The 21,589-nt window shown below is 40.6% G+C and carries 19 protein-coding genes and 2 tRNA genes; 8 read left to right on the forward strand and 13 right to left on the reverse strand.

Annotation, left to right across the window (positions count from 1 at the left end; genetic code table 11):
• Positions 1–223: 223 nt before the first annotated feature.
• From prmA to ACT29H_RS13870, 4 genes are all read right to left on the reverse strand, one after another.
• Positions 224–1,069 (reverse strand): 50S ribosomal protein L11 methyltransferase, encoded by an 846-nt coding sequence (gene prmA, locus ACT29H_RS13855; protein WP_444822239.1) that lies wholly within the window; start codon positions 1,067–1,069, stop codon positions 224–226.
• A gap of 168 nt (positions 1,070–1,237) precedes the next feature.
• A complete protein-coding gene (gene tpiA, locus ACT29H_RS13860; protein WP_444822240.1) occupies positions 1,238–1,993 on the reverse strand; it encodes a triose-phosphate isomerase in 756 nt (251 codons plus the stop codon).
• 12 nt (positions 1,994–2,005) lie between these two features.
• Positions 2,006–3,238 carry a BT_3928 family protein gene (locus tag ACT29H_RS13865; protein ID WP_444822241.1) on the reverse strand — a complete coding sequence of 411 codons (1,233 nt, stop codon included), beginning with the start codon at positions 3,236–3,238 and terminating at the stop codon, positions 2,006–2,008.
• A gap of 25 nt (positions 3,239–3,263) precedes the next feature.
• A complete protein-coding gene (locus ACT29H_RS13870) occupies positions 3,264–3,839 on the reverse strand; it encodes a DUF1599 domain-containing protein (RefSeq protein WP_444822242.1) in 576 nt (191 codons plus the stop codon).
• 148 nt (positions 3,840–3,987) lie between these two features.
• On the opposite strand from ACT29H_RS13870, the gene folP reads away from it, so the two are divergent.
• The 3 genes from folP (at position 3,988) to ACT29H_RS13885 (ending at position 6,605) form a co-directional block, all read left to right on the forward strand.
• Positions 3,988–4,872 (forward strand): dihydropteroate synthase, encoded by an 885-nt coding sequence (folP, locus tag ACT29H_RS13875; protein ID WP_444822243.1) that lies wholly within the window; start codon positions 3,988–3,990, stop codon positions 4,870–4,872.
• Positions 4,873–4,949: 77 nt separating this feature from the next.
• Entirely contained in the window at positions 4,950–5,735 is a 786-nt protein-coding gene (gene cdaA / locus ACT29H_RS13880; RefSeq protein WP_444822244.1) for a diadenylate cyclase CdaA, read from the forward strand.
• A gap of 12 nt (positions 5,736–5,747) precedes the next feature.
• Entirely contained in the window at positions 5,748–6,605 is an 858-nt protein-coding gene (locus tag ACT29H_RS13885; protein ID WP_444822245.1) for a TIGR01777 family oxidoreductase, read from the forward strand.
• A 193-nt stretch (positions 6,606–6,798) separates the two neighbouring features.
• Here ACT29H_RS13885 and pckA read toward each other — a convergent pair whose 3' ends face one another.
• Positions 6,799–8,403 carry a phosphoenolpyruvate carboxykinase (ATP) gene (pckA, locus tag ACT29H_RS13890; RefSeq protein ID WP_444822246.1) on the reverse strand — a complete coding sequence of 535 codons (1,605 nt, stop codon included), beginning with the start codon at positions 8,401–8,403 and terminating at the stop codon, positions 6,799–6,801.
• A 422-nt stretch (positions 8,404–8,825) separates the two neighbouring features.
• On the reverse strand, positions 8,826–9,725 hold the full coding sequence (gene xerD / locus ACT29H_RS13895) for a site-specific tyrosine recombinase XerD (RefSeq protein ID WP_444822247.1): 900 nt from the start codon (positions 9,723–9,725) through the stop codon (positions 8,826–8,828).
• A gap of 743 nt (positions 9,726–10,468) precedes the next feature.
• Here xerD and aroQ point away from each other — a divergent pair.
• From aroQ to ACT29H_RS13915, 4 genes are all read left to right on the forward strand, one after another.
• On the forward strand, positions 10,469–10,888 hold the full coding sequence (aroQ, locus tag ACT29H_RS13900) for a type II 3-dehydroquinate dehydratase (RefSeq protein WP_444822248.1): 420 nt from the start codon (positions 10,469–10,471) through the stop codon (positions 10,886–10,888).
• A gap of 174 nt (positions 10,889–11,062) precedes the next feature.
• Entirely contained in the window at positions 11,063–12,499 is a 1,437-nt protein-coding gene (gene pyk, locus ACT29H_RS13905; RefSeq protein ID WP_444822249.1) for a pyruvate kinase, read from the forward strand.
• A 185-nt stretch (positions 12,500–12,684) separates the two neighbouring features.
• Positions 12,685–12,761 (forward strand) — tRNA-Asp (locus tag ACT29H_RS13910).
• A gap of 29 nt (positions 12,762–12,790) precedes the next feature.
• Positions 12,791–12,864, forward strand: a tRNA-Asp gene (locus tag ACT29H_RS13915).
• Between the two features lie 77 nt (positions 12,865–12,941).
• On the opposite strand, the gene ACT29H_RS13920 is transcribed toward ACT29H_RS13915, so the two are convergent.
• The 3 genes from ACT29H_RS13920 to ACT29H_RS13930 are packed head-to-tail and all read right to left on the reverse strand — an operon-like array spanning position 12,942 to position 14,976.
• Positions 12,942–13,481 carry an RsmD family RNA methyltransferase gene (locus tag ACT29H_RS13920; RefSeq protein ID WP_444822250.1) on the reverse strand — a complete coding sequence of 180 codons (540 nt, stop codon included), beginning with the start codon at positions 13,479–13,481 and terminating at the stop codon, positions 12,942–12,944.
• On the reverse strand, positions 13,469–14,329 hold the full coding sequence (locus ACT29H_RS13925) for a DUF3822 family protein (protein ID WP_444822251.1): 861 nt from the start codon (positions 14,327–14,329) through the stop codon (positions 13,469–13,471). Before ACT29H_RS13925 ends, ACT29H_RS13920 begins: the two co-directional genes overlap by 13 nt.
• Before the next feature lie 17 nt (positions 14,330–14,346).
• On the reverse strand, positions 14,347–14,976 hold the full coding sequence (locus ACT29H_RS13930; protein WP_444822252.1) for a hypothetical protein: 630 nt from the start codon (positions 14,974–14,976) through the stop codon (positions 14,347–14,349).
• 208 nt (positions 14,977–15,184) lie between these two features.
• Here ACT29H_RS13930 and ACT29H_RS13935 point away from each other — a divergent pair, with 208 nt between their 5' ends.
• Complete coding sequence (locus ACT29H_RS13935) at positions 15,185–16,603, forward strand: ATP-dependent DNA helicase (protein WP_444822253.1); 1,419 nt, start codon at positions 15,185–15,187, stop codon at positions 16,601–16,603.
• 379 nt (positions 16,604–16,982) lie between these two features.
• On the opposite strand, the gene ACT29H_RS13940 is transcribed toward ACT29H_RS13935, so the two are convergent.
• The 4 genes from ACT29H_RS13940 to rfbA form a co-directional block, all read right to left on the reverse strand.
• Positions 16,983–18,734, reverse strand: a complete 1,752-nt coding sequence (locus tag ACT29H_RS13940) for a phospho-sugar mutase (RefSeq protein WP_444822254.1) — start codon at positions 18,732–18,734, stop codon at positions 16,983–16,985.
• Between the two features lie 492 nt (positions 18,735–19,226).
• Entirely contained in the window at positions 19,227–20,102 is an 876-nt protein-coding gene (gene rfbD, locus ACT29H_RS13945; protein ID WP_444822255.1) for a dTDP-4-dehydrorhamnose reductase, read from the reverse strand.
• Positions 20,102–20,668: a dTDP-4-dehydrorhamnose 3,5-epimerase gene (rfbC, locus tag ACT29H_RS13950; RefSeq protein WP_444822256.1), complete on the reverse strand. Its 567-nt coding sequence runs from the start codon at positions 20,666–20,668 to the stop codon at positions 20,102–20,104. The genes rfbD and rfbC overlap by 1 nt, the downstream gene beginning before the upstream one ends.
• A 6-nt stretch (positions 20,669–20,674) precedes the next feature.
• A complete protein-coding gene (rfbA, locus tag ACT29H_RS13955) occupies positions 20,675–21,577 on the reverse strand; it encodes a glucose-1-phosphate thymidylyltransferase RfbA (RefSeq protein WP_444822257.1) in 903 nt (300 codons plus the stop codon).
• Positions 21,578–21,589: the final 12 nt, after the last annotated feature.

A 21,589-nucleotide genomic window follows, 5' to 3' on the forward strand; every position in this document is an offset into this window, starting at 1 on the left:
TCTCAAAGCCTACCTGAATAATCGTAACCGGCAGGGAGACGTCGCATGGCAAAGGTTACCCCTATTCTCGGATCCCGGTGGGGGAAGAGAAAAAACTGCGATGCTCTTTTCGTTCGTATAAATATTTCTATGTTATTGGCCGAATGGATCACGCACGACTAAGGTTTAGACATTATCTTTAAGACAATTTCATATTGTCATGGCTGATTCATTCGCATAAAATTTATTTTTTTCTATACGAGAGAGCTATCCAATTGTTCTGTTCTTTTAAAGAAAGATGTTCCCACCCCAGCGATAGGGCCATTGCGTTTAATTTTTCGAAATCATCTTTGTAGAAACCACTGAGTATTACTAATCCGTTATTTGTGAGGGCTTTGTCGTAGGATGGCAAGTCTTGCAGGAGGATGTTTCTGTTAATATTTGCCAGAATAATGTGGAAGTGATTATCGGAGGAGAGGAGGTCAGCATTACCCTGCTCAACGGTTATGTTGGAAATATGGTTGAGATTAATATTATCCTTTGCATTGTTGGTTGCCCATTGGTCAATATCTATGGCGGTAATATGGGCCGCACCTTTGAGTGAAGCCAAGATGGCAAGAATGCCCGTACCACACCCCATATCCAGAACTTTAAGATTGGTTAGATCCATTTCCAACAGATGTTGAATCATGAGAGTCGTGGTTTCATGATGACCGGTACCAAAGGACATTTGGGGTTGAATAAGAATTTCGTAAGGAACTTTTTGCTCGGAGACCTCATGGAAGGGAGAGCGAATAATGCATTGGTTCGCGATTACAACCGGTTTGAAATAGTTTTGCTCCCACTCTTTGTTCCAGTTTTTGTTTTTCATCTTTTCCCATGAAATGGAAAAGCGGTAATCGGGGGAAGAAAGAAATGGCAGATTTTCAGGTCCAAGCGGACAATGTTTTTCAGAAGGAATATATGCTATTAGCCCGGTGTCTGTTTCCATAAAGCTATCATATCCCAGCTCACATAGCTGAGCAATCAGGATTTCACGGGCTGTTGCGTCGGTAGGGGTTATTTGAATGGTTGTTTGTATGAAATCCATCTGCTAGAGTTGAAATTTTAAAGGGTTAAATTAAGTAATCCAGGGAATTGACTTATTTCTTCCTTGCTGTCAATACCCGAAATAGAATCGCTCCCATGCGAGTGAAAAAAAAGTGCCAAAGGGCATTATCATTAATGCACCAATTGGCACTTTGGGTATTTTAGAAACTTAAAAAGCGGCAATAATTCCCATGAAATCGTCTGCTTTGAGAGAAGCCCCGCCAATAAGACCACCATCTACGTCGGGGTTGGCAAAGAGTTCTTTGGCGTTGGAAGGTTTGCAGCTTCCACCATAGAGGATGGAAATTTCATCGGCAACATTTTGTCCGTATTTTTCGGCCAAAGTTTTGCGAATGAAGGCATGTATTTCCTGAGCTTGGTCGGGCGAAGCTGTTTTTCCGGTACCGATGGCCCATACGGGTTCGTAAGCCAAGATGATTTTTTTGAAATCGTCAGCCGAGAGGTGGAATAAAGCTTCTTCAATCTGACTTTTTACTACCTCGAAATGTTTGTTGGCTTCTCTTTCTTCCAACACTTCTCCAATACAAAAGATGGGCGTTAATCCATTTTTTAAAGCCAGATCAACCTTTGTTTTGAGAATGGCATTGTCTTCATGATAATAGGCTCTTCTTTCGCTGTGTCCAAGGATCACATAGGAAGCACCTGTCGATTTCACCATTTCGGGCGATACTTCGCCTGTGTAGGCACCAGATTCATGATCTGCACAGTTTTGTGCGGCCACGCCGATCAATTCTTGGTCAACGGTTTTGCATACTTCTGAGAGATGAATAAAAGGGGTTCCTATGATCACTCTGCAGTTGGGTGCTTTGGCTTGTAATGCATTTTGGAGTTCTTTAGCCAATTCTACCCCCTCTTGCAGGGTCTTGTTCATTTTCCAGTTTCCTGCTACAATGTTTTGTCTCATTGTTCTTTTGTTTTATGGTTTTACTTGATTGTTGGATTTTAATATCAATGCTGCCAGTAGCGCTATCAAGGCTACATAGCCGAATATTAACAAATTGTTTCTCTTTTTCTGTTGAAGTTTCAGGGCTGTGGATAGCGGGTTTTGCATGCGGGAGGCCGCTGGCAAATCGTTGTAATGCCATTTTCCGACAATGGTGCCTTTAATGATGAGCAACATGCCGGGATTGGAACGGACAATGGTTTTTAGGTTGGTTTCGTCGCCTTGTAAAAACTCAAAATTGGTTTTGTATGAGCGATTAATTTTTTCAGCATCTTCGAGCGATGAAGAGGTCACCAAATAAAAAAGGGCACCTTGATCGTTGGCGGCTTGTTGCAGCTCTGCCAATTGGATTGCTGTTTTTTCTTTTATGTGATTGATATTTGGTGAAATAATCAGAAAAAGCGGGTTTTCCAGAGTCATTAAACGGTCTGTAATATTCCCTTCCTCGGGGTGTTGCAGAACAAAATCGTGGATGGGAGGTTGATAACCTTCTGACAGGAGTTGTGTTTTACTGTCGATGAATACCCATGTGGTATCATCGTAAGGGTAATCTTCTTCGGAAAACTCCTTTCTGACATTATTTTTTTCCAAAATAAAAGTTGTCTTATACTGTGGTTGCGGAGCATCATCCGGGATTATCATGCCCGATGGAATATGAGTCCCTATGGCGTAAGGTCTAAAATCCAACAGGGGAAGGTGGACAAGACTATACAATGAGATGCCTGCCACCCAAAGAATCATTGCCAGCAAAAAGATGCGCTGACGAATCAAAGGGTAGGGGGATGTGAGGCTTTCTCTGGACAGAAAGAGAAATGTGGCGAAAACCATTATAACAATATTTTTCCAGAAGGTTTGCCAATTGGTTAATTTTATGGCATCTCCAAAACAGCCGCAATCCGATACGGGATTAAAAATGGCTAAAACGAGGGTGAGGAGAGTGAAAAAACTGAGAAAAATGAATGATAAAGTGGTTGTCTTGCGGGGAAATATGTTGAAGATGAGTAATATCCCCATGGTAAACTCAAGGACGGCCAGTCCTATCCCCAATGGCAGGCCGAGAAACATGAGCCATTCTAAATGGAAGGCTTGGAAATAATCGTGAAATTTAATCCCGCCACCTATGGGGTCAACCGCTTTTACAAAACCGGAAAAGACAAAGGTGGCACCTACAAAAATACGGCTGAATGATCGTAAAATATTCCACATGGTGATGATGTATTAAGGTTTAGTTTTATTGTTTGGTTTCTGTATCATCCGTGTGGTCTTGTGGAAATTCAATTTTAATCAGACCAAAAACTGCATAATTGATGATGTCCATATAATTGGCATCAATACCTTCCGAGACCAGGGTCTTGCCCTGATTATTTTCGATCTGTTTGGTCCGGTGAATTTTCATTAAAATGAGATCGGTAAATGAGCTGATCCGCATTTTTCTCCAGGCTTCATCATAATCATGATTTTTGTCGGTCATGAGTCGTTTGGCCTGGAAAATATACCTATTGTATAGATCGACTGCTTCCTGGGGATCCATGGCCGGGTTGTCGCTGGCACCCAGTTCCAATTGAATCAGTCCCATTGTTGCATAGTTGACGATTCCGATGAATTCGGAACGAATATCTTCTTGTATTCGGGCTTCCCCTTTGGTTTCAATGCTTCTGATTCTCTGAGCTTTGATGAAGATCTGGTCGGTCATGGAGCTGGGTCTCAGAATACGCCAAGCCGTGCCATAATCGGCCATCTTTTTTTTAAAAACATCCCTGCACAGTGAAATGATGTGTTCGTATTGTTGGTCTGTTTTTTCTGCCATATCCTTATTTTGAGCCGTAAAAATACAAAAAAGCTACGGAACCTGTCGAGACAGAAGACTATTTTCTTGTTTTATGGTGTTGTCATGATATAAACCTTTGAAAACTCTCTTTTTTTAGTTTTTTTTGTTGAGGCTAAAAGGAATAAGGATGGAAGACTTTAAAGTAGAAAACCGATTTTTACATAAAGCGCAAACTATTAATTGTCGGGGGAGACTGGTCGATTTAACCCAACCGTTGGTAATGGGTATTGTTAATATAACGCCCGACAGTTTTTATAAGGGAAGCAGAGTTTCGGCCCCAGAGAAAGCGTTGCAACGGGTGGAGGAGATTTTGAGTCAGGGTGGAAGCATTGTGGATATAGGCGCCTATTCCTCCCGTCCGGGAGCTTCAGATATCTCGGCGGAAGAGGAAGGTTTGCGACTGTGGCCGGTTTTGGAAGCGGTGCGTAAGAAGTGGCCCGATCTATTGATTTCAGTTGATACTTTCCGAAGTTCTATTGCACGTCAGGCCGTTGAGCATTTCGAGATAGATATCATCAATGATATTTCAGGGGGGGAATTGGATGAAGCCATGTTTGAAACCGTGGCCCAACTGAAAGTTCCCTATATTTTAATGCATATGAAAGGGACGCCTGCCCATATGCAGGAGCAACCCTATTACGAGGATGTCACTCGGGAGGTGATATTGTATTTGTCGGAAAAACTGAACCGACTGAGGGAATTGGGAGTTTCAGATGTAGTTATCGACCCGGGGTTTGGTTTTGGAAAAACCATTGAGCATAATTATCAATTGTTGAAAGACCTGGAGCAATTTTGTATGCTTGAATGTCCAATTTTGGTCGGCTTGTCTCGGAAATCGATGATTTTTAAGTATCTTAATGGCTCTCCGGAGGATGCCCTCAATGGTACCAGCGTACTTAATACTTTGGCTTTGACCAAAGGAGCCAATGTTTTAAGGGTCCATGATGTTAAGGAAGCTGTGGAATGTGTTAAACTGGTATCGAAAATGACGGATCAGGATTTTCGGCATTAGAGGCCACTGACTATTGAAAGCCATGAGGGAGATAAAGGAGAAGAAAAAGATCAATTGATGCACGATAAAAATTTAATATGACATTTTTAGAGATACGATTTATCGACCTGGTAGATATTTTTCTGGTTGCATATTTGATGTTTCGGCTTTATAAGCTGATCAAAGGCACCGTTGCGCTAAATATTTTTATTGGGATTTTTGCATTTATTGTCTTTTGGCTATTGATCAAGTCATTGAAAATGGAATTATCCTCTACCATCCTTGATAATTTTGTCAACGTTGGTGTGCTGGCCATCATAGTAGTTTTTCAGCAGGAGATTAGGCGTTTTTTGTTATTGTTAGGAAGCCGCTATAACTTGCATAATAAATTTTCGTTTGAGCGTTTTTTTGAGGGAAAGTCGGCAGGTGCCGGGATGATGAATATCTACATAAAACCGGTCGTGCAGGCATGCGACTATTTTACACGCACCCGGACCGGCGCCTTAATTGTGATCACCAAGAATTCCGAGTTGCTTGATTTTGTTCATACAGGGGAACTTTTGAATGCCGTTATTTCCCGGCGATTGATAGAGTCCATTTTTTTTAAAAATAATCCGTTGCATGATGGGGCGGTAATCATTAATAGAAATAAGATCAAAGCAGCGGGTTGTATTTTGCCGGTTTCACAAAACATGGAGCTTCCCAAGCGTTTAGGTTTGAGGCACAGGGCCGGGATGGGCATTACCGAATCTACGGATGCTGTGGCTATTGTGGTTTCGGAAGAACGAGGCAGGATTAGTTTTTTCCAGAATGGAAGGGGAGAATATAACATCTCGGCCGAAGAGTTGGAAAAACGTCTGGAGGCGGCAGGATTAACACGCTAAAAACGTTTCATCATGAATATTGCTATTAGCGGAATTACCGGTCTTATCGGGCGGGCATTATCAGAGCATTTACGTAAAGAAGGTTATTCGGTGATTGGGCTATTACGGGATGATTTCGGAAAGGGAGAAGTTGCTTTGGCCGAAAAATTAGAAGGCTGTGATGCTGTGGTTAATCTGGCGGGAGCCCCTGTTTTAAAACGGTGGACGACCCAGTGGAAAGAAACCATTTATAGCAGCCGGGTGGATTCAACATCACTTCTTCGGCAAGCCATGGGACGGATGAAATCTTTACCCAAGGTAGTGGTATCTGCTTCCGCTGTTGGAATTTATGATACGTTGAATGTTCATGATGAATATTCCAATGAATATTCCAATGATTTTTTGGGGAAAGTGTGTCAGGATTGGGAAAAAGAGATGTATAAGGTTAATCGTATTAACATGCGATTGTGCATCGCTCGCTTTGGAGTGGTATTATCTAATAAGGGGGGTGCTTTGAGGAAAATGATTACTCCCTTTAAATTAGGTTTGGGGGGTAAAATGGGGGATGGTTTCCAGCCAATGCCCTTTATTCATGTAGATGATGCTGTAAGGGCTATTCAATGGCTTATTTCATCGGCTGATCAGGAAGGGATATATAATTTTGTGGCTCCTCAAATGATAACCAATGGGGAATTTACAAAGGAATTGGGAGAAGTGCTAAAGCGTCCCACATTTATGAGAATCCCCGGCTGGGCTATAGAAATGATGTACGGGGAGGCGGCAAGTGTTCTGATGCAGGGGCAAAAAGTGGTCGGGAGACGTTTACCGGAAGGAGGATTTCAATTTTTATTTCCTGATATCCGGTCTTCGTTGAATGATTTGCTGAGGTGATGGTTGGGGGCGGCAGTTCGCGAAATAGAGCGGGCTGTTGCGTGAGGTCTGGTGATTTCGGAAGTTTGGCTTGTTAAAAATGCAGATAAGAAAATGATGCAAAGAAAAGGGCTGTCCACCATTTTGGGACAGCCCTTTTTTTATGAATTTTTGCCGGAAAAATTATTCCGGTCAAACAAAAACTCTAATTAAATTAAAGCTGAGGACCAGCAGCTACCAAAGATTTACCTTCTTCGTTGTCAGTGTATTTTTCGAAGTTTTTGATGAATTTGGCAGCCAAGTCTTTGGCACGTTTTTCCCATTCTGCAGCATCAGCATAGGTATTCCGGGGATCCAGAATTTCGGTGTTAACACCATCCAAAGCAACAGGCACTTCCAGATTGAAAATAGGAATAACTTTGGTTTCGGCTTTTTCGATAGACCCGTCAAGGATACGGTCAATAATTGCTCTGGTATCTTTGATAGAGATCCGTTTTCCGGTTCCGTTCCATCCGGTATTTACCAGGTATGCTTCAGCACCGGCAGCTTCCATTCTTTTTACCAGTTCTTCGCCATATTTAGTGGGGTGAAGAGAAAGGAAAGCTTCTCCGAAACAAGCTGAGAAAGTAGGAACAGGTTCGGTAACTCCACGCTCAGTACCGGCCAGTTTGGCGGTAAATCCGGAGAGGAAATGGTATTTAGTTTGTTCTGCAGTCAGTTTTGAAACCGGAGGCATAACACCAAAAGCATCCGCAGTCAGGAAAATGACTTTTTTGGCATGTCCTGCTCTTGAAACCGGCTTAACAATGTTTTGGATGTGATAGATTGGATAAGAAACACGGGTGTTTTCAGTTTTTGAACCGTCGGTGAAATCGACTTTTCCGTTCTCATCCACTACAACATTTTCCAGCAAAGCGTCGCGCTTAATGGCATTGTAAATATCCGGTTCAGCTTCTTTGTCCAGGTTGATGGTTTTAGCATAACATCCGCCTTCAAAGTTGAAAACCCCTTCATCATCCCATCCATGTTCGTCATCACCAATCAGTGCACGTTTAGGATCAGTTGACAGCGTGGTTTTTCCTGTTCCTGACAAACCAAAGAAAATGGCAGTGTCGCCGTCTTTTCCAACATTGGCAGAGCAGTGCATGGCAGCAATGCCACGAAGAGGCAGGTAGTAGTTCATCATGGCGAACATACCTTTTTTCATTTCACCACCATACCAAGTTCCACCAATAACGTGCATTTTTTCGGTGAGGTTGAACACGGTGAAAACTTCAGAATTTAAACCATGTTCTTTCCAGTTTGGATTGGTGGTTTTTGAAGCGTTCAATGAAACGAAGTCGGGTTCACCAAAGTTTTCAAGCTCTTCTTTAGTTGGACGAATAAACATGTTGGTGACGAAATGAGCCTGCCAAGCTACTTCCATAATGAAGCGAATCTTCAGGCGCGTGTCCGGGTTGGCTCCACAAAAGGTATCTACCACATAAAGTTTTTTACCAGAGAGCTGTTTAACGGCCAAATCTTTCAGGTCGTTCCATACTTCCGGTGAAACAGGTTTATTGTCATTGGGAGCGTGTTCTGTTGTCCACCAAATAGTATCTTTAGTGGTATCGTCTTTTACAATGTATTTGTCTTTTGGGGATCTTCCTGTGAAAATACCGGTATCCACAGCAACAGCACCTAATTCGGTTACCACACCTTTTTCAAAACCTTCCAGTTCAGGACGGGTCTCTTCCTTAAATAACTCTTCATACGAGGGGTTGTGAATAATTTCTTTCACACCGGTAATCCCGTACTTGCTCAAATCCAAATTTTGCATGATTTTGTGTGTTTTAATTAAACTATTGGTAAATTTATTTTATTTGATTTCTAAAGCGCCAAAAGTATAAAAAAAGCCATTAAAGAAAAATATCTTTAATGTTTTTTTGTCTGAAAATTCACTTTTAACTGCTGAACAGTCATTATCAGGTTCTGGATTTTTTTCTGCCGGATTTGCTGATTTCTGATTGTTACAAACTGCTTACAGCCGTTTTAAATAGAATTAGTTTAAATTATTGATTGGCGGGCAGTTATTTTTTCAACGCGTAAAAATATACATTAGGTACCGAAAGAACAACTTAGGATTTGTTATAATATATAAAAAAGTCTTCAATGATTTTGATGTGATGGAACCAACCATCAGCACAAAACCTTCTGAAGACTTTTTTGTGGTTTGTAAATTAAAATCGCATCAAAGGTTTGTTACGACCTTGGATGATACTGAATAATGGTGTTTTTTAGATATTCTTTATCCAGATGTGTGTAAATTTCAGTGGTAATGATGGATTCATGTCCAAGCATTTCCTGTACAGCCCTTAAATTAGCTCCGCCATCAATGAGATGGGTGGCAAAGGAGTGGCGGAAAGTATGTGGACTGATGTTTTTTTCCAACCCCAGCTTGCGGGTTATGTTTTTTATAATGGTAAAAATCATTACTCTGGAGAGTTTTTTGCCGCGGCGATTCAGGAAAAGAATATCCTCATGATCTGGATGAATTCTTAAATTCCGACGATATTCACTTAAGTAAAGATTAATCTCTTTGATGGCTTTGGTGCTGATAGGTACCAATCGCTCTTTACTTCCCTTTCCTTCAATTTTTACAAAACCCGATTCGAAAAAGAGGTTTGAAATCTTTAGATCGATGAGTTCTGAGACTCTAAGTCCGCAACTGTAGAGCGTTTCCAAAATGGCTTTGTTGCGTTGACCTTCCGGCTTTTTGGTGTCGACCGCATTGATGATGGTATCAATTTCCTCTACACTCAGTATCTCCGGTAGTTTTCGACCCACTTTGGGGGTTTCCAATAAAGCGGTGGGATCTTTTTCCACTTTTTCTTCTATCAACAGGTATTTGTAAAACGATTTAATTCCGCTAATAATCCTAGCTTGGGTACGTGGGCTAATGCCTTTGTCGTTCACCCAAGCAATCATCTCTTTCAGATGGTCCAGTTTAACTTCTTCAGGGGCTACCTTATAATCCTTCTCTTTTAGGAATTGCACCAATTTGAGAAGATCCGTGATGTAGGCATGGATCGAATTGTCGGAGAGGCCCTTTTCCAATTTTAAATAATTTCTAAATCCGTTTACTTCTTGTTCCCAATTCATGTCGCTGTTCATTTTAAGTGTTCAAAAAAATCAAATTGCTCTAACTGTTTCTTATCATATTTTGTTTAAAGGTTTTATTATTAACCCAATTCTAATCTCATGTAAATATACAACGCAAAATTGTAAATGTAAATATTAATTCTACTGTAGATCAGTAATTTGTTTAAGCTTTTTTATGATTGCCTTACAAAAACAGAAACTAACAGGCGTAGTCATTCAATAAATAGACCTAAATAGACTTGGTGGGGCAGGATTGAAGTTAAACTTATTATAGGCATGTTTCTGTGTCTTAAGGCCTGTGTTAATCTTTGTTGGCCAGCAAAACGCAATCATTTTCATCCCTTGAATTTAATCGAAATGTAAGAGGGTGGAGTCAGGTGATTTGATTTGGAATATTCTTCCTTTGACATCTTATTTTATTCTGATTTTCTCTAACCGTCAAAGATTATCTTTTTTGTTCATTAGCGCTAAGATAATAATTTATCGGTTAAAAATAAAGATCAGTGAATTAAAAAAATTATTATCGGTTAAAGTCTCTGAACTTTTTTACGAAAACGCAAATATTGTTTAAAAAAATCGGGATCTCAAAAGAATTTGTAATATATTGTTACGTTTAGCTGGTTTGGATGGCTGTTCGGGTGGAGTAAATGGATTGTTTGACAGGTTGTTGTAAAATGTTTTTGCCGTGGTTTTTTATTTTATATTGATATCGTATTTTTGCACCCAAATAAATTGATATTTCAATGAAAATTCTCATAGTCAATGGACCCAATTTGAATTTATTGGGTGTCCGCGAACCTCAAATGTACGGAAAGGAATCTTTCGAGAATTACCTGGATACTTTACAAAAAACATTTCCGAATACTCATATTGAGTACTATCAGTCTAATCAGGAAGGGGACTTGATTAATAAAATTCATGAATATGGCTTTTCGGATTTCGGAATTATATTAAATGCCGGGGCGTATACACATACTTCTATAGCTCTTGCCGATGCTATTGCAGCCGTGGAGGCGCCGGTAATAGAAGTTCATATATCCAATGTCTTTAAGCGGGAACATTTCCGGCATCACTCTTTTCTTTCTCCTGTATGTAGGGGGGTAATCTGTGGTTTTGGGCTCGACTCCTATCGGTTGGCCGTTCAGGCACTTGTCAATCAGTAAAAATAAGTTTTAGGGATTTTAATTGGTTTAAAATTATGTAAATCAGATTATTTATTGTGCCTTTGTGTTTTGCATTTTTATTAGCCAATTGGACGAAATGATCATTTTTTCCGGAAGGCTGTTGAAAAATATAAGGAAGTATTGAGTAATATATATTTTTAAAAATTACAGGGAATGAAGAAATTCACCAAAATTGTTGCAACTATTTCAGACAAAAGGTGTGAGGTTGATTTTATTAGGGAACTATTCGATGCCGGGATGAATGTGGCCAGGTTAAATACCGCCCATCTGGATTTTGATGGTTTAAATAAGATCGTTACTAATATCAGAGAAGTTTCGGATGAAATTGCCATACTGATAGATACTAAAGGGCCGGAAGTGAGAACCACCAAATCGGATGAAGATATTGAACTGAAGGCCGGATCGGAGATTCTTCTGATCGGTGATCCTGATGGAAAGACTACCAATGAAAAAATTTGCGTTTCTTATCCGCTCATTGCCAAAGATGTTTCTGTAGGAACCAATATATTGATAGATGATGGAGAATTAGGGCTGGAAGTTCTTGAAAAAAATAGTGAGGGCTTAAGATGTAAGGTCCTGAATGATGGGATTCTGGGAAGTCGGAAAAGTGTCAACGTTCCGGGGGTACGTATTAATCTGCCATCGTTAACTTCGCGAGATAAGGGGTTTATTCTGTATGCCATTGAAAATGATCTGGATTTTATCGCGCATTCTTTTGTAAGGAATAAAGAAGACGTATTAGAAGTTCAAAAAATATTGGATGAACATGACAGTTTGGTTAAGATAATAGCCAAAATTGAAAATCAGGAGGGGGTAGAAAAGATTGATGAAATTTTGGAACACGTGTACGGCGTAATGGTTGCCCGTGGTGATTTGGGTATAGAAATTCCACAAGAAAAAATACCGGGTTTGCAGCGTAAGTTGATCCGGAAATGTGTGGAAGCCAAAAAACCAGTTATTGTGGCCACGCAGATGTTGCACTCCATGATTAGTAATCCTCGACCTACCAGAGCCGAAGTGACCGATGTGGCCAACGCCATTTACTATCGTACCGATGCTATTATGCTTAGTGGGGAGACTGCTTATGGGAAATATGCTGTGGAATCTGTAGAAACCATGTCGCGTATTGCAAAAGAAGTGGAGGCGGCTAAAGATAGTCGAAATGATATCCCTGTGGATGTGGTAAAACATGATATTACCGCCTATTTGGCCGATACGGCTGTAAAGGCTTCAAAAGAGCTGGATATTAAAGCCGTGTTGACCGACAGCCTTTCCGGAAAAACGGCCCGATATTTGGCTGCTTTTCGAGGCCCCAATCCGGTTATTGCCCTTTGTTATAATAAGCGTGTTGGTCGTCAGCTGGCCCTATCTTATGGTGTCTTTCCGGAGTTAACAGAACCGGGAAGGTCAAAAAGCGAAATATTGAGCAATACCCTCCAGCGATTAAAGAAATTCCATACCATTAAAAATGATGAGCTGGTGGCTTATCTGGGTGGAAGTTTTGGTATCGGTGGCGGAACTACTTATTTGGAGATTATGACCGTTGGAGGTTTGCTAAAAAAACATAATCACTTTGCTTCTAATGAGTAAAGGGTAATTTGCCACATCAGTTGTGGAGCTTGATGGCTGTTAATTTTGGGATCGTCAAAGTTGGCAGCCATTTTTGAATGAAAAAAATGAAAAAAATGGAGATTTTCGATGCAATTTTTATTGCAGAATAAAAAAGAACCATTATCTTTGCAACGCTTTAAAAACAAAGGGAAGCACATCTTTCCGGTCTGGTAGTTCAGTTGGTTAGAATGCCGGCCTGTCACGCCGGAGGTCGCGGGTTCGAGTCCCGTCCAGACCGCCATCGGAAAGTAATAAAAACAGACATTTTTAGGTCTGGTAGTTCAGCTGGTTAGAATGCCGGCCTGTCACGCCGGAGGTCGCGGGTTCGAGTCCCGTCCAGACCGCAAAAGAGTTATCCATCAGGATAGCTCTTTTGTTGTTTTAAGGGTTTTAGTTTGATTGTTCTAATTGCCTTCGAATATTATTCAAATCTAAAGAAAGAAAAATTGACCTTTCCATAGTGGCGAGATTGCCAGAAGAATGGGGTATTTTCAAAATTATGGGTAGGACTATGTTCCAAAACAAAAAGACCGTCATCGGTCAGCCATTGTCCATTCATAACCTTTGGAGGCAACTCTTCTAATTCAGCCAGATTATAGGGAGGATCAGCAAAGATGAAGGTATACTTCTTATCATTCCTTTCCAGATACTTGAATACATCGGCTTTGATAACTTTAATCTGGTTGTTCAACCCCAATTGTTGAGCGGTTTTCTTGATAAATGAAAAGTGGTTATAGTTTTTTTCGATGGCCGTAATGGATTCACAACCACGAGATGCAAATTCGTAGGAGATGGCACCTGTGCCACTAAAAAGGTCTAAAACAATCTGCCGATCAAAATCAATGAGGTTATTGAGTATGTTGAACAATCCTTCTCTTGCAAGATCGGTCGTAGGTCTGGCTTTGAAGGATGCCGGAGGTGAAAATCTTCTGCCTTTGAGTTGGCCACTTACGATACGCATGATGCCATACTTAACAAGTTGTGAAACTGATGTCCCGGGACTTCCTTGAATAGATAGCTGTATTGAAAGCCAGAGGGTAATCCGGGCTGTTTTACATGTTTAATGTATTTTTCAAGAGTTTTTTTTATGGTGTTAAAATCCGGATGGTGGCCGGTGATTTGGAGCTCTGTTTTTATTGGAGACAGTTGTAGTTGATCAAAAACAAAAAGAGTGTAGTAAATGAGGTCATTTTCGCCTTTTATGAGAAAAGAGTTGCAAAGCTTGAGGTTGTTGTTCTCTATTACTACCACATCAAAATAATCTCGTTGCAAGTTGATTATTAGTTGTGTTTTGCTTGCCCCGGGACGGCTGATGGCTAGTTTGGTCTCAGTCATGGGAACATACTGCTGAAAAAAAATAGGTCCGGGAAATTGTCTTTGGAAAATAGAGTGAAGATCGGAAGGGATGGCAAAAACATTCCAACCATCTGATAACTTCATTTGTGTGTAGCTCACCTGATAATTTTCTGGCACCTGGTGGGTGAAATGAAGCCATTGGGAGGCTTCTTCAGGTTTAAAAAGGCCTGATGGGACAATGGTAGAATAACGGGTTGGTATCAGAATAAATACTCTTCTGAAGGGTAAATTTAGGAGTTCACTTTCATTAAAAAGTTGGTCGGTTAATTGAGGAAGTTCCTTTTTCTTTACAGAATTTTTAAAGGCATAATGTCTGAACTGAATGTACTTATTACGCACCGGGTCCAGGGTGGAAAAAGAAAATCCATCCAGGCAGACCTGGATGGATAAAAAATATGACGATGAAATATTTGCGTCAAAAGTTTCATCAACGAACGAAAGGTCGGGAACCATAAGTCAAAAATTTATATTTATTCCCAGTTACCCGCACTGTTGTTGGCTTCGGTTAATGAACCCACTTTAAGTCCGGGATACTTTTCATAGGCTTCTGCTTCTTCATTCAGGTTAAAAATAAGCTGTCTGTCAAGCCCATTCAGGAAGATGTCATTATGTACCTTAGCTTCGAATACAGGCACTTCAACACCGGAAGCGGTTTCCAGCGAAGTTGCAGCCATTTCAAACTCTTTGTCTTTGGTAAAAGGTATAAAGCGTAAAGAGTCGGCAATGAAATTGGTTCCAAAAAGAGAATCTTTGACAGCAATAAAGGATGTATCCCGTTTAATGATCCCCAGTTTAAGTGCTTTCAACTCTGTCATTCCTTCTGCAATCATGCTGTCAGTCAGACGTCCTTCCATGCGCACCAAAGGCAGAGAATCGGTTTCGACAAAATTGATAAGCGTGTCAAAGCTACCGGTAAATTTGCCATAAAGGGATTTATACGCTCTTTGGGCTTTTCGAATACCCTGAAGGCGGTCAATTACTTTCTCCTGCCGTGTCTTAAGGGCTGCTTTAAATCGTACGGGTTTTTGAATACTCTCCCAACACAAGTACCCTAACGTAAGGATGGCAATAGTCAGAATAATCTGGATGGCTGTTTTCATTATTTTTCTGATTTTGATTTTTTGGTTTGAATGCACAAATTTAAAAAAAAATTCAAAGCCCCATTTCTTTCTTTCAAATAATTAAAAAATCTTTGTCTGTACCTTTCTTTTTTTATTCCTTTGAAAGAAAATTTTGTCAGACAGCCTTTCAAATAAGAATAATTAAGCTTCCAAAATTCAAAAATATATTTCGGGCAGAAGTGTTGCTATGATAAATGATTTTTTAAAGGAGAAAATTTTAAGCCAATTTGGATTTCAACCAACCTCTTCTCAGAGTCGTAGCATCGACTTGATGGTTCGGTTTTTGACAGAGCCTCAGAGTCATTCAGCCTTTATTTTACGAGGTTATGCCGGGACAGGAAAAACTACGCTTGTGCGGGCCATAATTCAGGTCTTGAATGAATTGGGGCAGAGGTCTATATTGTTGGCACCAACTGGTCGGGCCGCAAAAGTGTTGAGCAATAGTATTGGTATTCCTGCCTATACCATTCATAAGAAAATCTATCGGCAAAAATCGTCGCGTGATGGATTTGCTGCTTTTGCCCTTGATCGCAACTTGCATAAAAATGCGTTGTTTGTGGTCGATGAAGCCTCTATGATTGCCAATGATGGGGGGGGCGGATTTTTTGGGTCAGGTCGCCTTCTGGATGATTTGGTTAATTTTGTGTATCAGGGGGAAAATTGCCGGCTGTTGCTCATTGGCGACGATGCACAGCTTCCTCCCGTTGGCACCGATTACAGTCCTGCTCTGGAAACGGGTAACTTGGAGGCATTTGGCTGCGATGTTTATTCTGCCGTACTGACTCATGTGGTGCGTCAGAAAAATGATAGTGGAATTCTTTTTAATGCTACCCGACTTCGCAATATGCTCGATGAGAGTATCGGATCCATCGGTTTTCCAAAATTTCGGACTCATGGGTTTACAGATGTTTTTCGTATTTCCGGAGCTGCGCTTACCGAGGAGCTTGATTACTGCTATAACCATTACGGATTAGAAGAAACGCTTGTTGTTTGTCGCACCAACAAAAGAGCCAATCTTTATAACCAAGGCATACGCAATACCATTCTCTTCAGGGAGGAACAACTGTCTGTTGGAGATTACTTATTGATTATGAAAAACAACTACCATTGGCTTAAGGATCATAAAGAGGTCAATTTTATTGCCAACGGAGATATTGCAGAAGTGAGTAGGATATTAAAATACCAGAATCTGTATGGCTACCATTTTGCAGATGTGGTATTGCGATTGGTCGATTATAAAGAGATAGAATTTGATACGCGAATCATACTTGATTCCTTGATGACCCCCGGTGCAGGGCTCAATCGGGAAGAACAAGAGAAATTCTTTTATGAGGTAAAAAATGATTATCAGGAGGTTGCCGATGCTAAAAAACAATATCAGCAAACGCGAGAGAATGATTTTTACAATGCTCTTCAGGTGAAGTTTGCTTATGCTATGACATGTCATAAATCGCAGGGAGGACAATGGAAAGCTGTTTTTGTTGATTTGGGATATTTTACGGAGGATTACTTGTCCCGGGACCTGCTTCGTTGGCTTTATACAGCAATTACTCGGGCTACAGACCGCCTCTATTTGGTCAATTTTCCGGATTCCTTTTTTGAATAACCATTTGGTCTCTGGTTCTATTATGCATTGTGTTTTTCAAAAATGTGATTAAATAAGTAAGGTATAGATGTATGCTAGATTGGCTGATAGATAGTGGATCGAAAGGCATAATAGCCCCAACACCTTTCTGGGAAGAAAAAAGCAGGAACGGATATCAACCTGGTTCCTGCTTTATATTTTGTTGAAATGTAGGGGATTGTGTTGAATGAATGATCTGTTTAAAACTTGATTCCTATTTCCCAATCCAACCTTTAATTTCCAATATCCAAATTATTTTCGTCAAAATTTATTTGAGTTATGGGTCGAATGTCACTTACATGATCCAGATTTATACAGCCTCTTTTGTGTTTCGTTAAATTGATCATGTATGGTTCATTTTTTAAATCTCCATATCCTTCATTATACAGTCTATTTTGTTAATTGCTTTTTCTGTTACCTCATTAAATTCAGCCCGGTTGTTCAATTGATCTTTAACCTCAAAATAAAATTTAATTTTGGGCTCGGTGCCGGAGGGTCGCACAGATACTTTGGATCCGTCTTCAGTAAAAAATTGGAGGACATTTGATGTTGCCGGCTTATCTGTGATATTCATTACCTCGCCGGTTACTGCATTTTTAACTTTTAGGGTGAGGAAATCTTTGATCAAGGTAACTTTTGATCCACCCAGTTGAGTTGGTGGCGTTTCTCTGAATTTTTTCATAATCGCTTGAATCTCTTCCGCCCCACTTTTTCCTTTCCGCACGATATATTTCATTTTTTCCTGCGAAAAACCATATTTGATATAGATATCCAGCAATAATTCAAACAGTGATTTCCCTTGATCTTTTGCCATGGCTGCAATTTCAGAGATCATAACCACCGCACCTACTGCATCTTTATCGCGCACGTAATCGCCCGGCAGAAAACCGTAGCTTTCTTCTCCACCACAGATGTATTTTCTTTTACCTTCAAATTCCCTAATTACACTGGCGATCCATTTAAAGCCGGTATAGGTGTCGAAACATTCTACCCCCGCAGCATCGGCAATGGTTTTGATCATTTCTGAAGTTACAATGGTTTTAACGGTGAACTCATTTCCTGTTAATCGTCCTTTCTCTTTCCATTGATTCAGCATATACCAGGTGAGCAAAATGGCTGTTTGGTTCCCGTTTACCAGGATAAACTCTCCCTTTTCGTTACGTACAGCAATGCCCAGTCTGTCCCCGTCGGGGTCGGTGGCAACAACCAGATCCGCATTGGTTTCCTTGGCTTTTGCAATGGCCATTTCCAGTGCTGCCGGTTCTTCGGGGTTGGGAGATACTACGGTTGGGAAATCGCCGCTTACCACATCTTGCTCCGGAACATGGATGATGTTTTCAAACCCTATTCGTTTCAAGGCGGCAGGAAGAATCTTTACGGTGGTTCCATGTATTGGGCTGAAGACAATTTTCATGTTTTTTTGCCGCTCAATTATGTCCGGATTGAAGGATAGGGATGCAACTTTATCTATGAATTTTTCATCGATATCAGTTCCCAATATTTCGATGAGATCATCATTGCCGTCGAATTTTATATCATTAACATCTGTAATCTTCCTTACCTCTTCAATGATGTTTTTGTCATGTGGTCCAACAATTTGTGCCCCATCTACCCAATAGGCTTTATAACCGTTATATTCTTTGGGATTGTGAGAGGCGGTCAGAATCACACCGCTTTGACACTTGAGTTCTCGAATGGCAAAAGAAATTTCCGGCGTGGGACGTAGGTCGTCAAATAAGTAAGCTTTAATGCCATTGGCAGAAAAAATGTTGGCCACCGTTTCTGCAAAAAAACGACTATTATTACGACAATCGTGGCCGATAACAACCTTGATTTCCTTAAGCGCGGCAAACTCTTTTTTCAGATAATTGGCTAGTCCTTGTGTTGCGGCCCCAACTGTATATTTGTTCATTCTATTGCTGCCGACACCCATAATGCCACGTAAACCACCGGTCCCGAATTCCAGATCTTTATAAAAAGCATCGATCAATTCGGTGGAGTCGTCGCGTTCGAGCATTTCCTTCACCTTGGCTCTGGTCTCCTGATCATATTTTTCGTTGAGCCATAGTTCTGCCTTTTGTTTTACTTGCTCAGGTATGTTTTTACTTGTCATATCTTAACATTTTAATTTCTGGCTAATGGAAAATTTGTTATTGCTTATGTTTTTTCCCCTCTGCTGGGATTATTTTTTTGTCAGGCAGATTGGTGCCCCGTTGGGGTTTTGCCTGCAATATGTAAAAATACTGAATTTTTCTGTTTTGATGGACCTTTTTACTTGAGAAATTGAAACCCTAGAAAGGAACTTTGCTCAAGGGGTACCTTCATTGGGAATTTAGAAACAAAACCTGATCATTCTGTTGTGAGAAATTAGTTTTTTAGCAAGGAATAAGTTCCTTCGTTGCATCTTCAATGGAATCGGACTGTTTATTGTTGAATAAAATTAGAATCAGGTTCTTTCTTTTAAATTTTTTTCTAAAAAAGGAACCTGCATTTTAGGCTTGACTTCATAGGCCGAAATGGAAACAGAATTATTATAAGTTGAAAATCTACGTCTGAAAATGGGACTCAAACTGTTCAGATGGAAAATCGTTTTTAGGGTTGTGAATTAAAACATCTTCAACTGTTTCAGACAACGTACCAGGCTCTCTTGCCAATGTGGTATCGCAATGCCGTATGTTTGTTTAATAAGTGATTTATCCAAAACAGAATAGTAGGGGCGTTTTGCTTTGGTGGGGTAGTAGTCTGATGTTACAGGTATTACATTACAATCTATTCCTGTTATCCTGAAAATCGCTTTTGCGAAATCGTACCAACTGCAGACTCCTTCGTTGGAATAGTGATAGACTCCGGGCATCGCCTTGGTTTGTCCGGTGGTAATATTCTGAATAATGGAAAGAATCGAGGAAGCCAGATCTTCTGCAAAAGTGGGGGTCCCGATCTGATCGAAAACCACATTCAAGGATTGTTTTTCTTTCCCCAATCGAATCATGGTTTTTAGAAAGTTCTGCCCATAAATGGAATAAAGCCAAGAGGTACGTATAATGATGCTATCAGGATGAATCCGTAACACTTCCTTTTCACCTTTTAATTTCGATTTTCCGTAAATAGATACAGGATTGGGGGTGTCGTTGGGGGATAATGGCCGAAAATGTCTTCCATCAAATACGTAATCGGTGGAGATATGAACGAATAGAGCCCTTAATCGTGCAGCCTCACGAGCGATGAGGGCCGGGGCTTCGGCATTTAGTTGATAAGCCGTGTCAGACTCCTCTTCAGCTTTGTCAACGGCCGTGTAAGCCGCACAATTAATAATGAAATCGAAAGCTTTGTCAACAAAAAATTCTTTAATGGAAGTTGGATTGGAAAGATCCATCTGGTCGATGGTGGTGAAGGTGACTTGTTCTTGTGGAAACTCCCAAGTCAGCTTGTGAAAGGTACTTCCCAGTTGTCCTTCTTTGCCTATTATAAGTATTTTGGGCATTATATTTCAACTTTAAAATCAAAATTATGTTCGGCCTCATTAAATGTTGGCAGTATAATATCCTTTTCTGATGCAATAATGTCCTTATCAGGGATTTGCCAGTCGATGTTTAATGTTGGGTCGTTAAAGATAATTCCTCGTTCTGCTTCTTTGTTGTATAAGTTGTCGCATTTATAGGAAAAGATAACCTCGTCGCTAAGCACCGAGAATCCATGGGCCATCCCTCTGGGTATAAAAAACTGAAGATGGTTTTCATCGCTTAGTTCTATTGCATAATACTCACCGAAGGTGGGAGATCCTTTGCGCAAATCCACCGCCACATCCAGCACTTTACCTTTTAAGACGTGGATAAGCTTGGCCTGTGCGAAAGGTGCCAACTGGTAATGAAGCCCTCTTACCACTCCCCGAATTGAAGAAGAAACATTGTCCTGGACAAATCGAGCAGGGATGCCAGATTGTTGATATCTGTTTTCGTGATAGGATTCAAAAAAATATCCTCTTTTATCTCCATGTATATTCGGCTCAACAATTAAGAGGCCGGGAATTTTAGTTTTGTGTACCTGCATGAAAGGTTATAGTTGTTTTTGAATGTTTTTCAGATTTTGTTCTGCTATTTTTATGAGATATTGGCCGTAATCATTTTTTTTCAGGGGCTCTGCCAGTTGTATCAGTTGCTCCTTGTTGATGTATCCTTTTTTATAGGCGATTTCTTCTATACAAGCGATTTTTAGGCCTTGTCTTTTTTCGATGGTAGAGATGAAATTGGCGGCCTGAAGGAGACTGTCGTGGGTGCCGGTATCGAGCCATGCCATCCCTCGACCCAGCAGTTGTGTTTTTAGTCTTTTTTCATTGAGGAAAAGACGGTTCAGATCAGTTATTTCGAGCTCCCCACGTTGACTAGGTTTTAAAGTTTTGGCCTTTTGAACCACATCGGGGGGATAAAAATAAAGTCCGGTAATGGCATAGTTGGATTTGGGATGTTTGGGTTTTTCTTCAATACTGAGTACGTTGCCCTTCTCATCAAATTCTGCGACTCCATAGCGTTGCGGGTCATTGACATAGTAGCCGAAAATGACGGCGCGATCCTCTTCGGCTTTTACCCCGTTGAGGATTCGGCTAAATTCATACCCGTAAAATATATTGTCCCCCAAGATGAGACAAACCGGATCATTGCCGATAAATTTTTCTCCAATCAGGAATGCTTGTGCCAATCCATCGGGAGAGGGTTGTTCGGCATATTCAAAATGCAATCCCCATTGGTTTCCGTCTTTGAATAATCTCCGGTATAGGGGCAGGTCGTCCGGTGTAGATATAATTAAAATATCCCGAATTCCTGCAAGCATCAGAACCGACAGGGGATAGTAGATCATAGGTTTATCGTAAATGGGAATGATCTGTTTGGAAATGCTTCGGGTGGCTGGATAAAGGCGTGTCCCGGAGCCCCCGGCCAGAATGATACCTTTGTACTGTGTCATAGATAAGAAAAT

It is taken from the genome of Thermophagus sp. OGC60D27, assembly GCF_052400625.1.
GTDB lineage: Bacteria > Bacteroidota > Bacteroidia > Bacteroidales > Marinilabiliaceae > Thermophagus.